This is a genomic window from Alicycliphilus denitrificans K601 (assembly GCF_000204645.1).
GTDB lineage: Bacteria > Pseudomonadota > Gammaproteobacteria > Burkholderiales > Burkholderiaceae_C > Alicycliphilus > Alicycliphilus denitrificans.
This window is the reverse complement of record NC_015422.1, coordinates 2360876-2374362: the sequence shown is the minus strand read 5'-3', so window position 1 is coordinate 2374362 and position 13487 is coordinate 2360876. Positions and strand designations below refer to the sequence as shown.

General features: G+C 68.8%; 12 protein-coding genes. 8 read left to right on the top strand and 4 right to left on the bottom strand.

The window, feature by feature from the left end:
- Window positions 1-3: 3 nt before the first annotated feature.
- Window positions 4-1833, top strand: a complete 1830-nt coding sequence (locus ALIDE2_RS11315) for a hypothetical protein (protein ID WP_013518857.1) — start codon at window positions 4-6, stop codon at window positions 1831-1833.
- Window positions 1834-1914: 81 nt separating this feature from the next.
- On the opposite strand, the gene ylqF is transcribed toward ALIDE2_RS11315, so the two are convergent.
- Window positions 1915-2874 carry a ribosome biogenesis GTPase YlqF gene (gene ylqF, locus ALIDE2_RS11310; protein ID WP_013518856.1) on the bottom strand — a complete coding sequence of 320 codons (960 nt, stop codon included), beginning with the start codon at window positions 2872-2874 and terminating at the stop codon, window positions 1915-1917.
- A gap of 172 nt (window positions 2875-3046) precedes the next feature.
- Between ylqF and ALIDE2_RS11305 the strand changes: the two genes are divergently transcribed.
- The 7 genes from ALIDE2_RS11305 (at window position 3047) to ALIDE2_RS11275 (ending at window position 8643) form a co-directional block, all read left to right on the top strand.
- Window positions 3047-3970 carry a LysR family transcriptional regulator gene (locus ALIDE2_RS11305; protein WP_013518855.1) on the top strand — a complete coding sequence of 308 codons (924 nt, stop codon included), beginning with the start codon at window positions 3047-3049 and terminating at the stop codon, window positions 3968-3970.
- 74 nt (window positions 3971-4044) lie between these two features.
- Window positions 4045-5028, top strand: a complete 984-nt coding sequence (locus ALIDE2_RS11300) for a Bug family tripartite tricarboxylate transporter substrate binding protein (protein ID WP_013518854.1) — start codon at window positions 4045-4047, stop codon at window positions 5026-5028.
- Window positions 5029-5072: 44 nt separating this feature from the next.
- Complete coding sequence (locus ALIDE2_RS11295; RefSeq protein ID WP_013518853.1) at window positions 5073-6209, top strand: NAD(P)/FAD-dependent oxidoreductase; 1137 nt, start codon at window positions 5073-5075, stop codon at window positions 6207-6209.
- Window positions 6199-6543, top strand: a complete 345-nt coding sequence (locus tag ALIDE2_RS11290) for a (2Fe-2S)-binding protein (protein WP_013518852.1) — start codon at window positions 6199-6201, stop codon at window positions 6541-6543. Before ALIDE2_RS11295 ends, ALIDE2_RS11290 begins: the two co-directional genes overlap by 11 nt.
- Window position 6544: 1 nt before the next feature.
- Window positions 6545-7933 (top strand): NAD(P)/FAD-dependent oxidoreductase, encoded by a 1389-nt coding sequence (locus tag ALIDE2_RS11285; RefSeq protein ID WP_013722128.1) that lies wholly within the window; start codon window positions 6545-6547, stop codon window positions 7931-7933.
- 34 nt (window positions 7934-7967) lie between these two features.
- Window positions 7968-8333, top strand: a complete 366-nt coding sequence (locus ALIDE2_RS11280; protein ID WP_013722127.1) for a RidA family protein — start codon at window positions 7968-7970, stop codon at window positions 8331-8333.
- A 97-nt stretch (window positions 8334-8430) separates the two neighbouring features.
- Window positions 8431-8643: a hypothetical protein gene (locus tag ALIDE2_RS11275; protein WP_013518849.1), complete on the top strand. Its 213-nt coding sequence runs from the start codon at window positions 8431-8433 to the stop codon at window positions 8641-8643.
- Here ALIDE2_RS11275 and ALIDE2_RS11270 read toward each other — a convergent pair.
- The 3 genes from ALIDE2_RS11270 to ALIDE2_RS11260 all read right to left on the bottom strand — a co-directional run bounded on the left by ALIDE2_RS11270 (window position 8640) and on the right by ALIDE2_RS11260 (window position 13414).
- Window positions 8640-10823, bottom strand: coding sequence for an FUSC family protein (locus ALIDE2_RS11270; RefSeq protein ID WP_013722126.1), 2184 nt, complete (start codon window positions 10821-10823; stop codon window positions 8640-8642). The genes ALIDE2_RS11275 and ALIDE2_RS11270 overlap by 4 nt on opposite strands.
- A 42-nt stretch (window positions 10824-10865) precedes the next feature.
- Window positions 10866-12398: a glutamate--cysteine ligase gene (gshA, locus tag ALIDE2_RS11265; protein ID WP_013722125.1), complete on the bottom strand. Its 1533-nt coding sequence runs from the start codon at window positions 12396-12398 to the stop codon at window positions 10866-10868.
- A gap of 107 nt (window positions 12399-12505) precedes the next feature.
- Window positions 12506-13414, bottom strand: a complete 909-nt coding sequence (locus tag ALIDE2_RS11260) for an SDR family NAD(P)-dependent oxidoreductase (protein WP_013518846.1) — start codon at window positions 13412-13414, stop codon at window positions 12506-12508.
- Between the last annotated feature and the right edge of the window lie 73 nt (window positions 13415-13487).

Genomic DNA, 13487 nt, shown 5'->3' with positions numbered 1-13487 from the left:
GCCATGCCAGCCACACCGCCCATCGACTCCGCCGAGCCCGGCACGGACGCACTGTGCGAGGACGGCCTGCCCGAAGACGCCACGCTGTGCCCCGGCGAGGCCATGGACGCCACCGCCCTGCGCCAGTTGCTCAAGGCCGCCCTGCCCGACAGCAGCCGCCACAAGGCCGCGGGCTGGTTCGGGCAGACGGACTTCCTGTTCACGCGCAGCCATGTCGACGAGGACCAGGACACCTACCACAACGGCCTGTTCATCACCATCTGGAAGCGCTGGGACTTCTGGCTCGCGCTGCCGCACGACGACCCCGCCGCCCATGCCAGCCTGTTCACCCAGGCCTGGGCGCTGCTGCGCCAGCCCGCGGCGCCCACGGTGACCGACGGACTGGTGCGCCAGTACCGCGGCTACGGCGCCACGGGCGGGCCCGGCCCCTGGCAGGGCCTGCACGACGCGCCGCCCGAGGCGCTGCAGGCCTGTGCCGAGGCTTGGCGCGGCGTCATCGGCTACTGGCGCCGCGCCGAAGCCCAGCGCCGCGCGGGCCGGCCGCTGCGCGCGCGCCTGCACGCCGCCCTGACGCCCGAGCGCGTGCGCGCGCTGACCCTGCTGCCCGTCTTCACCGGCCGCTACAACGACTGGTGGAACCCCGAGCGCAACGGCTGGTGGGAGGGCGACGTGTGGATAGGCGCGCGCCAGCCCGGCCAGCAGAGCGGCCGCAGCTGGGGCCGCGCGCTCAAGCTCAGCTGGCGCAACGGCAGCGAGGCGCCGGGCGACGCGGAGGACGACGCCCATGCCTGCTACCAGATCGACCTGGTCGATGACGACGCGCCGCACGAGGGCACGTCCCACCCGCCGGGCCTGCGCCTGAGCTACGCCCAGCGCCAGAGCGACGCGCGCCAGAGCCTGCCCAACGACGCCGTGGACCACATGGCGCGCCTGCTGCGCCTGTTCACCACGCTGGAGCAGCGCCTGTACGCGGAGCACGCGTGCGCGCAGCAGGCGCCACCGCCGGACGACCAGCCCGCCCCGCCATTGCCGCGCACGCCCCCGTTCGCGCCCGACGAGCCCGACGCCGAGGTGTTCGGCGCGCAGATCATGGCCCTGTCCAACGACTGGCAGCGCGCCGGCCGCGCCCACGCCGCCCTGGTGCGCGAGCGCTGGGCGCTGCAGGCCGAGCGCATGGCGGAACCACCCGCGCAGGACGACGGCGGCGCCGCAGCCATGCCCGCCATCGTCGACCCGCGCGGCGCCCAGGCCGGCGCCGTGCTGCAGCTGGCGCGCGCCGTGCACGCCTGGGCCGACGCAGACCTCTCGGCGCGCTTTCACCGCCGCTTCGCGTTCGCGCCCGGCGCCCTCGCCTACCGCGCGGCGCATGTCGGCCGGGCCGTGGGCCCCGTGCTGTGGCAGGCGGACGGCCGGCTGCTGGCGCATGTCTCGGCCGCGCACGGCGCGCAGGCCGGCGCCTGGTGGGAGGTCGGCGCCGACGGGCTGCACATCGCCCCCGCGCCGCAGGCGGCGCCCGCCGCGCACGGGAACGAGGCGCAGGACGCCGTCACGGCAGCCGCCCACGGCCTCACAGTGCGCGGCGACGCCGACGGCGACCTGCACGGTCTGGCCGAAGACGGCCGCACGCTGTGGCGCCACCACATCGGCGGAGCCATACGCAGCATCGCCATGGCCCCGGACGGCCATGCGCTGGCCGTGGGCACCGCCGGCGGCTACCTGGTGCTGCTGCGCAAGGGCAGCGGCATCGACCCCTATCTACCGGGCACCTCGCGCTACGCGGAAGTGCGGCGCTTCATCTTCTGGGACGACGCGCCCGCGCCGCTGGCGTGGTAGCGGCAGCGGTGGAAAGCTCTGCTATTGATAGCTATCAGCGCTTGATGGACGGGCGCTGAAGCCATTTTTCATCAATAAAAACTATCCATCGTCCCGCGGCGCATTGCGCGCGCGGCGCTCGTCGCGCTTGCGCTGCTCGGCCTTGCGCTCGGCGCGCTCCTTCTCCTTCAGCCGGGCGGCGGCCAGCCAGGACTCGAACTCCTCGGGAATCTCCAGCGTCACGCGGCCCAGGGCGGCACTGCGCAGGTCGGTGAGCACGATTTCGGCGGCCTTCTGCAGGTTCAGCCGCCCGCCGCTCATCACCGCGCCGCGCTTTTTCGCGATCAGCGCCAGCAGTTCGTCGTCGTGGCTGGCGCCGATGGCCTGCGCGTCCAGGCCCAGCTTGTAGCGTGCGTCGAGCAGCGACGCGTAGTGGCGCTTCACGTAGGCCAGCAGCTCCAGCGCCACCTCCTCCTCGTCGTAGGCGTTGCGCCCCACCGCGCCGCTGGCGGCAAGGCGGTAGCCGCTCTCGGGCACGATGATGCGCGGCCACAGCATGCCCGGCGTGTCCCAGAGGTAGAAGTCATCGTCGAGCACGATGCGCTGCTCCTGCTTGGTGACGCCGGCCTCGTCGCCGGTTTTGGCCTCGCGCTTGGCCGACAGCGTGTTGATCAGCGTGGACTTGCCCACGTTGGGAATGCCGCAGATCAGCACCCGCATGGGCCGCGAGAGGCCGCGCCGGTTGGGCGCGAGCTGGCGACAGGCCTCGACGAGCCGGCGCGCGGGCGCGGCGTCCGAGGCATCGAGCGCGATGGCGCGCGTGCCGGGCCGCGCGTTGTACCAGTCCAGCCACGCAGGCGTGCGCGCGGGGTCGGCCACGTCCTGCTTGTTGAGCACCTTGAGCGTGGGCTTGTGCCCCGTGAGCTCGGCCAGCAGCGGGTTGCCGCTGGAGCCCGGCAGGCGCGCGTCCAGCAGCTCTATCACCACGTCGATGTCCTTGATGCGCTCGCCGATCGCCTTGCGCGTCAGGTGCATGTGACCGGGGAACCACTGGATGGACATGGGGGTGCTGCTTTCACGAATGAGGATGGGCGGAACCGCCAAGGATAATCGCCGCCATGCCTTCCTCCCCTGCCGGGCACCGCCAGAATTCCGAACTGCCGTTCAAGGGCGTACTCGTCCCGACCGCCCTTCCAGGCGGCCCGCTCGCCCGGCATGCGCCGGGCTCAAACCCATGACCAGTCGGAACGTCACCTATCGGATGATCGAGGCCTTCCGGGCTGCGATGCTGCACAACGGGATCAGTGCCGGGGCCGATTCCCTGGGAATCACCCAGCCGGCCATGAGCCGGCTCATAGCCGATCTTCAGAAATCGACCGGCATTCTGCTATTCGCAAAGAGCGGACGCACCATCAAACCCACGGAAGAAGCCCATGCCTTGATGGCGAAGGTGCAGCAGTCTTTTCTGGGGCTGGAGCAGATAATCGATTTCTCCGACCAGCTGCGGAAACAAAAGCTTGGTCAGCTCTCGATCAGCGCAATACCTTCCATCGGGCACTCCATCATTCCTGCCGTGGTCCGCCAATTGAGGGAGAAATTCCCCGACGTATTGATCAGCCTTCGCGTCGCCTCGTATATCGACGTGGCGAGGCACGTCAAAACCCGGCAGGCCGATATCGGGCTCACGGCAGATACTCTTTCGCTGGGAGATCTTGAAACGGTCGCCGAATTCTCTTCGGAATGCGTATGCATCGGCACCGGGAAGTGGCTCGACCCGAAGGCCAGCCACATACATGTGAGCGAGTTCGCAGGCAAGCCGTTCATTGCTTCAACCGGAACGTTCCAGACACGCTTGGACGCATGGCTCGGCGCCAACGGGGTGCAGGTCGACGCCATGGTCGAAGCATCGCTGTTCCAGTCCATCAGCGACCTGTGCCTCGAAGGGCTGGGCATCGCCGTGGTCGACCCCATGACGGCGGCGAAACACCAGAGGCGGGGCGGAGTGGCGCTGCCCCTGCGTCCATCGATAGGCTACACGGTCTACGCCACGGCCATGAGCGACGCAAGGCTGTCCGCTCCGGCCAAGGAACTCATCCGCCTGGTCGCGGCGGCTTCGAGCGGGAAACACATAACACCGATGCATGAATCGATGATCTGACATCCATGGATGCCGGCGGGGCAACTGCCTACCATGGGCACTCATTCGTTATTCATGTCAAACGGGGAGTTTCCATGTCGTCTCGAATTGCGCGCCGGCCCTTTCTCGCCTCCGCGATTTTCACCCTCCTGTTTTCACTGGGTTCTGCCGCACAGGCGGAATGGCCGGAAAAACCGATACGGTTTATCGTGAACGCGGCAGCAGGGGGCGCTGCGGACGGCACTGCGCGCGTTTTGGCAGACGGCCTAAGCAAACGGCTGGGACAGCCCATCATCATCGACAACAAACCCGGAGCATCCGGTGTCATCGGGCTTGATACGGTAGCCAAGGCCGCGCCGGATGGATATACGATTGGAAACTCCAATCTCGCGACCTATATCGTTACGGCACTCACCGCAAAATCGCTGCCGTACGATCCCGCCAAGAGTTTCACGCCCATCGCGAAACAGTGGACGCAGCCCAACCTGCTGGGCGTGAGCCCGACGATTCCCGTCAAAAGCGTCGCGGACCTGGTGAATTACGCCAAAACCCATCCCGGCGAGATTTTCTATGGGTCCACCGGCAACGGCACCGCGCTGCATGTGCTTGGCGCATTGTTCGCCAATCTCACCGGGGCCCAGATCACCCATGTCCCCTACAAGAGCGCCCCGGCGGCGGAACTGGATCTGGCGGCGGGTCAGATCCAGATGATGTTCAGCAATTTCACGTCGATGGAGCCCCAGGTGAAAGCGGGCCGCATCAACGCACTGGCGATCACGGGGCCCAACCGCTCCCCCATGCTGCCCAACGTCCCCACCATCCGGGAGGCCGGCTACCCGGATCTGGAAATGGAAACCTGGGGAGGCGTCGTGGGGCCGGCCAATATGCCGCCGGCAATCGTTGAAAAGCTGCACCGGGAAATCAACGCCGTGCTCTCGGACCCCGAGGTCATCAAGAAGCACGAAAAGCTCGGCGCGAAAGTGGCCCCTGTTTCGATCGCCGATTACCGGCAAATGCTCAATGCCGATAGCGCCCGCTGGGGCGAGGTGGTGAGGCGGAACAACATCACGCTCAATTGAGCACGGCCATTCCCCGGAGAAACCTTTTCCCGGCAAATCTGCTTATGTCTTCAAATGGAATAATCGTCGTCGGCGGAGGACTGGTGGGTGCCGCCATCGCGTATGGCGCGGCCAAATCCGGCAGCGCAGTTACGCTCCTCGACCAGGGCGACGTGGCTTACCGGGCCTCGCGCGGCAATTTCGGCCTCGTCTGGCTCCAGAGCAAGGGCGCGGGATTTCCCCGCTACGCCCGCTGGAGCCGGGATGCCGTCGACCATTGGGGCCCGCTGGCCAGCGAGCTCCGGGAGCTGACCGGGGTCGATGTGGACCTTCAGCAAAACGGCGGCTTCTGGATAGGCTTCAGCGAAAAGGAGGTCGCCGAGCGGGAGGCGATGCTGGCGAAAATCAATGCCGCCGACGGCCGGACCCCGTTCGAGATGCTCGACCACCGCGAGCTGAAGGCCCGGCTGCCCGCCATCGGGCCCAAAGTGGCCGGAGGCAGCTGGTGCTCTCTCGACGGCCACGCCAATCCGCTGAAGCTGCTGCATGCACTGCATGCGGGAATCCAGGCGCTCGGCGGCCGTATCTGCAACGGTGCCGACGTGGCCGAGGTCTGCCCGCTTGGTGAAGGCCAGGGTTTCCGGGCGAGAAGCAGCGACGGCCGTCAATGGATAGGCGAGAAGATCGTGCTCGCCGCGGGCCTGAGCAACAGCGTCCTGGCCCCCCAGCTGGGTCTTCACGCACCGGTGGTGCCCAATCGGGGGCAGGTTCTCATCACCGAGCGGCTGAAGAAATTCCTTCCACACCCCACCAACAAGGCCCGTCAAACGGCCGAGGGAACCGTTCAGCTCGGGTTCTCGGTCGAGGACGTCGGTTTGGATGACGGGACGACGGTGGCGGCAATCGAGTGGATTGCGAAGCGCGCAGTCGCGACGTTCCCGATCCTGTCGTCGGTCAAGCTCGTTCGGGCATGGGGCGCACTTCGCGTGATGACTCCCGATGGCTCTCCGATATACCAGGAATCCGCCAGATATCCCGGCGCATTCACCGCCACCAGCCACAGCGGAGTTTCCCTGGCCGGCTCCCATGCCTACGAGATCGGCCCCTGGATCACGGGAGTGAAATCAGCGCCGGAGGGCATCGAGGAATTTGCCGGAGAGCGATTCCTGGACCCGGATAGGAAATTCAGCAATGCACACTAAAACCCAAGAATCACGGATTTCCCTGTTCATGCCTGAAGAAAATGCAGGCGGCAGGAAGATTCGCATTTATTTCGATGACCAGCAGCTGACTGTCCCGGAAGGCGTGAGCGTGGCGTCGGCGCTGCTCATGTCGGGCGTACGCACATTCCGGGCTACGCCTGTCTCCGGATCTCCGCGCGCCCCCTATTGCATGATGGGCGTTTGCTTCGAATGCCTCGTGGAAATAGACGGGCGTCCCAGCCGCCAATCGTGTCTCACGCAAGTACAGGAAGGCATGGTCATCAAACGCCAGGATGGCGCGTCCGGGCTGAATATCCCAAGTGCGGAAGGCTGACATGGCAACAGGTGTCGAAGTTTTTGACCTGGTGGTCATTGGTGCGGGCCCGGCGGGACTTTCAGCGGCCATAGAGGCAAGGCGCTTCGGGCTTTCAGCCGTCGTGCTCGACGAGCAGCGGCGAGTTGGCGGCCAGATTTACCGGGCCATCGAAGAATCGAGCCCCCGGCGCCGCGAGGTGCTTGGCGCGGACTACGCCGCCGGCGCGAAGCTCGCGCAGGACTTCGCGTCTTGCGGCGCCGTGCACGTGGGTGGCGCAGCCGTCTGGAACGTCGATAGGGACAAGACGGTGTCATACCTTCTCGACGGCGGCAGCAGAAAGGTCCGGGGGCGGAGCCTGGTGCTCGCCAGCGGCGCAATGGAGCGGCCCTTTCCCGTTCCCGGATGGACCCTGCCCGGAGTCATGGGCGCGGGTGCCGCCCAGATTCTGTACAAGTCCTCCGGCGCCGTTCCAACCGAGCCCGTCGTGCTGGCGGGTGGCGGCCCCTTGCTGTTTCTCCTGGCGCAGCAGTATCTGGAAGCCGGCGTCAAGATCAAAGCCTTGATCCATACCACGGGGGCTGACGACTATCTGCGCGCGGCGCCCCATGTCCTGGGCGCGCTGCGTGGCTGGAAAGACCTCTCCAAGGGAACCCGGATGCTGAAGAAAATCCGGAGCCATGGCGTTCAGACGTTCGCAGGGGCAAGTTCGTTTGCCATCGAGGGCTCGGAGAAAGCCGAATCCATAGCGTTCACGCACAACGGCCAAAGAAAGCGCGTCGAGACTTCCCTGGTGCTGCTCCACCAGGGCGTGGTTCCGAACACGCAACTCAGCTGGTCGCTGAGAGCCGAGCATCGTTGGGATGAGCGGCAGCTGTGCTGGATTCCGATCACCGATGCCTATGGGCAAATCGAGGAAACCGGCATTTACATCGCCGGCGACAGCCGTGGCATCGTCGGCGCGAAAGCGTCTGCCTGCCAGGGCCGCCTGGCCGCACTGTCCATTGCCAACCGGCTCCAGCCCATCGCACCCGGGGCGTTCAAGCAGCGCGAGCAGGCCATCCTGGATGAAATCAGGGCCCATGTGCAGATCCGCCCGTTTCTCGATGCCTTGTACAGGCCGCAGAACGAGCACCGCATTCCTGAACATGACGAAGTCATGGTGTGCCGCTGCGAGGAAGTGAAGGCGGGGCAAATCAGGAAATATGTGGAAGTGGGCTGCCTCGGCCCCAACCAGACGAAGGCCTTCGGCCGTTGCGGCATGGGGCCGTGCCAAGGGCGGCTGTGTGGATTGACCGTGACCGAGATCATCGCAAGCGAGCGGAAGGTCAGCCCCCAGGATGTGGGCTATTACCGGATCCGCCCGCCCATCAAGCCCATAACCCTCGGTGAGCTTGCCTCATCCGAATGACGCATTCCTACCCCATCAGCCAAGGAGCTTCTTCATGGAAATCAAGCGCATCGCGACGGACAACCGCCGCTCTCGTGCCGTGGTCTACAACAACATGGTCTTCGTCGGCGGCCAGACCGCCGACGACAGGAGCCAGGACATCCGCGGCCAGACCGCTCAAACACTCGCGAAAATCGAGAAATTCCTGGCGGAGGCCGGAACCGACAAGAGCCGCCTTCTCACGGCCCAGATATGGATCAAGGATCTGGAACGCGATTTCGCCGGCATGAATGAAGTCTGGGATGCGTGGACTGCGCCCAATGCCGCCCCCACGCGCGCCACCGCCCAGTGCGAGATGGGTGCGCAGGACATCCTGGTAGAGATCGTCGTCACGGCCGCCGTCGATCAACCCATGGCTTGATGGCCGGGCGCGGCAGGCTGCCGCCATCGGCGGGGTCCGACGCCGCGGGATAATCGCGTCCCGCCTTCACAGCCCCGGCCTTCGCGCCGCTTCCGCCATGCCCGCCACGCCGCCCCACAAGCAAAACGCCGAAATGCTCTTCAAGGGGGTGGTGTGCGCGCTGATCGGCGCCGTGATCCTGCTCGCTCCCTACATCGCGCGCTCGCCCAGTGTGCAGGAGCTCATGCGCCAAGCCGCGCTCGTGGGCTGGTTCTCCCTCGTGCTCGGCGTCGCGTTCATCGTGCGCGCGCTGTGGCAGCGCTGGCGTTAAGCAGCTTCCGATAGCGGGGCGACCACCTGCCCCGCCTCGGCGCGCATCTGCCGCGCCAGGCCCTCGGCCAGGCGCAGGCGGCGCAGCAGCCAGGGGGTGAGGTCGGTCTCCACCAGGGCCGGCAGCGGCTCGGCGGCCAAGCCGTCGTCGGCCCCGTGCTCCGGCGGCGCGGGCATGTCCTGGCCGCTCAGGATGGCCTCGATGCGCTGCGCGGCCGCCTGCAGGGGGGCGTGCACGTCCTCGCCGCGCAGATGCCCCCGGCGCAACAGCAGCATGGACTTGACCGCCGTGAGCTGCGCCAGCAACTGGTAGCAGTGCGCCTGCATGCGCTCCAGCGGCGCAAGCGGCGGGCGGACGGCGCGCGGCTCCTTCCAGGCACGCGCCGTGGCCTGCACCAGTGCGCCCAGGCTGTCGTAGGCCTCGCGCCGCGCCAGGCGCCAGGCGAGCTCGGGGTGGTTGTCCACGGCCTGCAGCTGGCCCAGGGCCAGGGCCTCGCGCGCGTGGCGCATCTGCGCCGCCAGCGTGCGCGCCACCAGGGCGGGTATCTGCTGGCGCTCCCACGAGGGCAGCACGTAGGCAAAGGCCCAGGCCAGGCCCGCACCGATCAGGGTATCGGCCATGCGTTCGAGCAGCACGAAGCCGGTGCTGCCCCCCGCGCCCAGCAGGTGCGCCTGCACCAGCCCCAGCACCGTGGCCGCCACGGCGGTGAACAGGTAGCGCCGCAGGGTGAAGGAGTGGGCCACGGCCTGCGCCAGCGTCACGCAGGCGAGCAGCGCCCAGTGCGGCATGTCGGCGGCCAGCAGCGCCGACGCGATCAGGCAGCCCAGCAGGGTGCCGGCGACGCGCTCGTTGCGCCGCTCCAGCGTCTGCGCCAGGCTGCCGCGCAGCACGACGATGATGGTCAGCACGATCCAGTAGGCATGCTCGCGCCAGGGCAGCAGCTGCGACACGGCGTAGCCCACGCCGATGGCCAGCGCCGCGCGCATGGCGTGGCGCAGCGGCGCGGCGCGCCAGCGCCACAGGCCCCAGAAGGGTTTCCAGCCCCAGCCCGTGGAGCTGACGAACATCTGCCAGTACACGCGCACCAGGGCCAGGTCGGGCTCGCGCTCGCCGCGCGCCAGGGCGACGAGCTGGCCCACCTCGTCCTGGACATGGCCGATGCGGTACGCCAGGCCGCGCACCAGCCGCGCGGGGGTGAACCCCGCATGGGCCGGCTCCTCCAGCGCGCCCAGGTCCAGGCGCGGCCGCGCCTGCGATTCGGGCTTGCGCCCCAGCAGCAGCGCATCGGCCAGCCGTTCGAGCACGCCGGCCTGCGCCAGCAGCTCGTCGCGCAGTCGCTCCAGCGCCCCGGCCTGCTCGGGCTGGCGGCGCAGCTGCTCCAGGTCGAGCGCGCTTGCGAGCAGGTGGTCGCGCATCTCCAGCGCGCACAGCAGCATGCCGGCCAGCCGCTGCTGGCGCGCGCTGGTGGGCGATTCGAGCACGATGTCGCGCGCCGACTGCAGCTGGTCGGCAAGCGTGGCCTGGCGCAGCAGGAGCGCGCCCATGAGCGGGTTGTCGCGCTCGCCCAGCGCCAGCACGGGCGTGAACTGCAGGGCCTGCAGCCGCATCAGGTCCGCCAGCGACAGCAGCACGTCGGCGATCAGCTGCACGCGGTAGCGGCCGTTGAGCAGGCGGTTGCTCAGCACCGCCCAGGGCTGGTACAGCAGCGCGCCCAGGCCGAAGTGGAAGGTGGTGGCGAGGGCCGCGCGCCAGCCCTCCCCTTCGGCCGGCGCGGGCACGGCCATGGAGAACACCAGCGCCAGCACGGCGGCGATGGCCACCGGCGCGCCGCGCTTGCCCCAGGCCATGGCCAGGAAGGCCAGGAAGCTCGCGGGCACGATGAGCAGGCCCAGCATCCAGGGCGCGTCATGCAGGCGCTGCACCACCAGGAACAGCGGCAGCGCCAGCAGGGGCGCCGGCAGCATGTGCAGCAGCTTGCCGCGCCGCGGCGCGGGCATGTCCGGCGGGATGGCGACGATGGCGCCCACGGTCGCGGCCGATGCGGCGGCGCTGCCCAGCCACAGGTGCACCAGGGCCGAGATCAGCAGCAGTCCCAGCGCCCCCGCCGTACCGTTGGCGACGTAGTGGGACAGCAGCACGCGCCGGGCGGTGCGCAAGCGGAATGCGAGGGGGATGGACATGGTCGGGCGATGCGCGCCCGCCCGGGCGCGCGGCTCTTCAGTTCAGGCCTGGAGCTGGCGCGGGTCCATGTACTGCTGGCGCCATTCCTCGAAGGGCAGCTGGTCCTGCGCCTCGATGTCCTTCTGCTCGGCCAGGGAGCGGGCGGCGAGCGCCTCGTAGTGCGCCTGCTGCCGGGCGCTCCAGGGCAGCGCCAGGAGCCGGTCGCGCGCCTTGGCGGACTGGGCGAACGAGAACGCCTCGAAGCCGCAGCCCGGCTGCGCCTGCATGGCCGCGAGCACGCGCGCCGACGGGGCCAGCGCGCTGTCGGCCAGCACGGCCCGGGCCTGGCGCAGCGCGGCGGCGTAGTCCTGCCCCGGCTGCGCCTGGTCCAGGGCGGCGGCGATGGGCGCGCATTCATCCAGCACCTGCGCGGCCCAGTCGGCCAGCGCCACGGACTGGCCGCGCCGCTGCAGCAGCAGGCCCGGCTCGCGCCCGCGCTCGGCCGTCTGGTGCTGGTTGTGCTTGCACTCGGCGATCTCCTGCGGCGTGTCGGGCGGGCTGTCGGTGAGCAGGCAGTGCAGCAGGAACACGTCCAGCAGGCGCATGGTCGCGGCGGTGATGCCCACGCTCTCGAACGGGTCCAGGTCCATGAGGCGCACCTCGACGTATTCCACGCCGCGCTCGCGCAGCGCGTGCAGCGGGCGCTCGCCGCGGCGCACGGTGCGCTTGGGGCGGATGGTGCCGTAGAACTCGTTCTCGATCTGCAGCAGGCTGGTGCCCAGCTGGTTGTAGTCGCCGCCGATGTTGCGTATGCCGATGGCCTCGTAGGCCGGGTACGGCCGGGTCAGCGCCTCGTGGAGCGAATCGGCGTAACCCGACAGGCCGTTGTAGCTCACGTTCAGGCTGGCCTGGGCGTCGCTCTGGTAGCCCAGCCGCCCCATGCGCAGCGATGTGGCGTGCGGCAGGTACAGTGCCTCCCTGCCGTCGCCCATGGGCTGCAGGCCGTGCGTGCGCCCCTGCACGAAGCAGGGGCACAGCGCGGGCGAGGCGCCGAACAGATACAGCAGCACGAAGGCGTGGCGGCGGAAGTTGCGGATCAGAGCGAAGTACTCCTCGCTCGTCACTCCGGGCAGCGACCAGTTGTAGTGGATGCCCGAGATGGTCTGCATGCGCCGCCCGTAGCGGTGCGCCAGGCCCATGCGGTAGATGCTCTTGGCGCGGCCTATGTGCGAGTTGCCGTAGCGCCCGATCGGGATGGTCTCGTCGGTGGGCAGGCCGCAGGGCATGCTGGAGACCCACAGCATCTCGCCGCCCGCATCGCGCAGGGTGCGCAGCACGTACTGGTGGATCTGCGTCAGCTCATCGAGGCAGTCCTCCACGCCCACGTGCGCGCCGGTGATGAGCTCGATCTGCGACTCGCTGTAGTCGGTGGTGATGCAGGGGTGAGTGAGTGCCGAGCCCAGCGCCAGCGGGTGCGGCGTGAGCGCCAGGCCGCCCGCGGGCAGCACGCGCAGCCCTTCCTTCTCTATGCCCCGGCGCATGCCGGCCAGGCGCTCGGCCGGCAGCGCGGCGATTCTCTGTTGCAGAGTGCTCATCTTGTTGTTCCATCTTTGGCGTGGGGCCGGAACTTAGCACGCCGCGCCAGCGACTGCCTGAAGCCGCGTCAATGCCCGGGAACTGCGACGCCGCTCCGCCCGCCGCGCTACGCCGCCACGGCCATGGCCAGGCGCAGCTCGTTCGCGCCCTGGTCGGACCCGTTCTGCGGCACCTGCTCGCCCGCGCGGTCGCACACCTCGGCCAGGCGCGCGGCCAGCTGTTCGGGCACGTCCGGGCCCTGCCCCAGGTGTATGCCCCGGGTGAGCGTGATGTGCGCGGCCTCGAAGCTGCCGGCGCCCGCGCACAGGATGGTGCGCGTGGGCGCGCTCTCGTGCGCCAGCGCCAGCATGGCGGGCACCACGGCCTCGGGCGCGAGCCGCGCCAGCACCTCGTCGGGCATCAGCCCGGCGGTCATGCGCGTGGCGGCCGTGGGCGCGAGGGCGTTCACGTGGATGCCGTACTTGGCGCCCTCGATGGCCAGCGTCTGCATCAGGCCCACTTGCGCCAGCTTGGCAGCGCCGTAGTTGGCCTGGCCGAAGTTGCCGTACAGGCCCGTGGACGAGGTCGTCATGACGATGCGCCCGTATTTCTGCGCCTGCATGTGCGGCCACACAGCCTTGCAGCAATGAGCCGCGCCCATGAGATGGACCTGCACCACCAGCTGGAAGTCCGCCATGTCCATCTTGGCGAACGACTTGTCGCGCAGGATGCCGGCGTTGTTCACCAGGACGTCCACGCGGCCCCAGGCGTCGATGGCCTGCTGGACCATGGCCTGCACGGCCGCGAAGTCGGTCACCGAGGCGCCATTGGCCAGCGCCTGGCCGCCCGCGGCGCGGATCTCGTCGACCACGGCCTGCGCCGCGCCGGCAGAACCGCCGCTGCCGTCCACCGCCCCGCCCAGGTCGTTGACCAGCACACTGGCGCCGCGCGCGGCCAGCGCCAGCGCATGCTGGCGGCCCAGGCCGCCGCCGGCGCCCGTCACGATGGCCACGCGGCCCTTGAAGTCCAGTTCCATGCTGCATTCACTCCTCTGATAAGGTGCAGACGGAACGCCCGCCTGCGACGGCGTCACTCTACGCCAGAAGCAC

Bases quoted from the DNA above. Each gene is read 5' to 3' on its own strand.
- ALIDE2_RS11315 (WP_013518857.1), top strand. From the start codon at position 4: ATGCCAGCCACACCGCCCATCGACTCCGCCGAGCCCGGCACGGACGCA.
- ylqF (WP_013518856.1), bottom strand. From the start codon at position 2,874: ATGTCCATCCAGTGGTTCCCCGGTCACATGCACCTGACGCGCAAGGCG.
- ALIDE2_RS11305 (WP_013518855.1), top strand. From the start codon at position 3,047: ATGACCAGTCGGAACGTCACCTATCGGATGATCGAGGCCTTCCGGGCT.
- ALIDE2_RS11300 (WP_013518854.1), top strand. From the start codon at position 4,045: ATGTCGTCTCGAATTGCGCGCCGGCCCTTTCTCGCCTCCGCGATTTTC.
- ALIDE2_RS11295 (WP_013518853.1), top strand. From the start codon at position 5,073: ATGTCTTCAAATGGAATAATCGTCGTCGGCGGAGGACTGGTGGGTGCC.
- ALIDE2_RS11290 (WP_013518852.1), top strand. From the start codon at position 6,199: ATGCACACTAAAACCCAAGAATCACGGATTTCCCTGTTCATGCCTGAA.
- ALIDE2_RS11285 (WP_013722128.1), top strand. From the start codon at position 6,545: ATGGCAACAGGTGTCGAAGTTTTTGACCTGGTGGTCATTGGTGCGGGC.
- ALIDE2_RS11280 (WP_013722127.1), top strand. From the start codon at position 7,968: ATGGAAATCAAGCGCATCGCGACGGACAACCGCCGCTCTCGTGCCGTG.
- ALIDE2_RS11275 (WP_013518849.1), top strand. From the start codon at position 8,431: ATGCCCGCCACGCCGCCCCACAAGCAAAACGCCGAAATGCTCTTCAAG.
- ALIDE2_RS11270 (WP_013722126.1), bottom strand. From the start codon at position 10,823: ATGTCCATCCCCCTCGCATTCCGCTTGCGCACCGCCCGGCGCGTGCTG.
- gshA (WP_013722125.1), bottom strand. From the start codon at position 12,398: ATGAGCACTCTGCAACAGAGAATCGCCGCGCTGCCGGCCGAGCGCCTG.
- ALIDE2_RS11260 (WP_013518846.1), bottom strand. From the start codon at position 13,414: ATGGAACTGGACTTCAAGGGCCGCGTGGCCATCGTGACGGGCGCCGGC.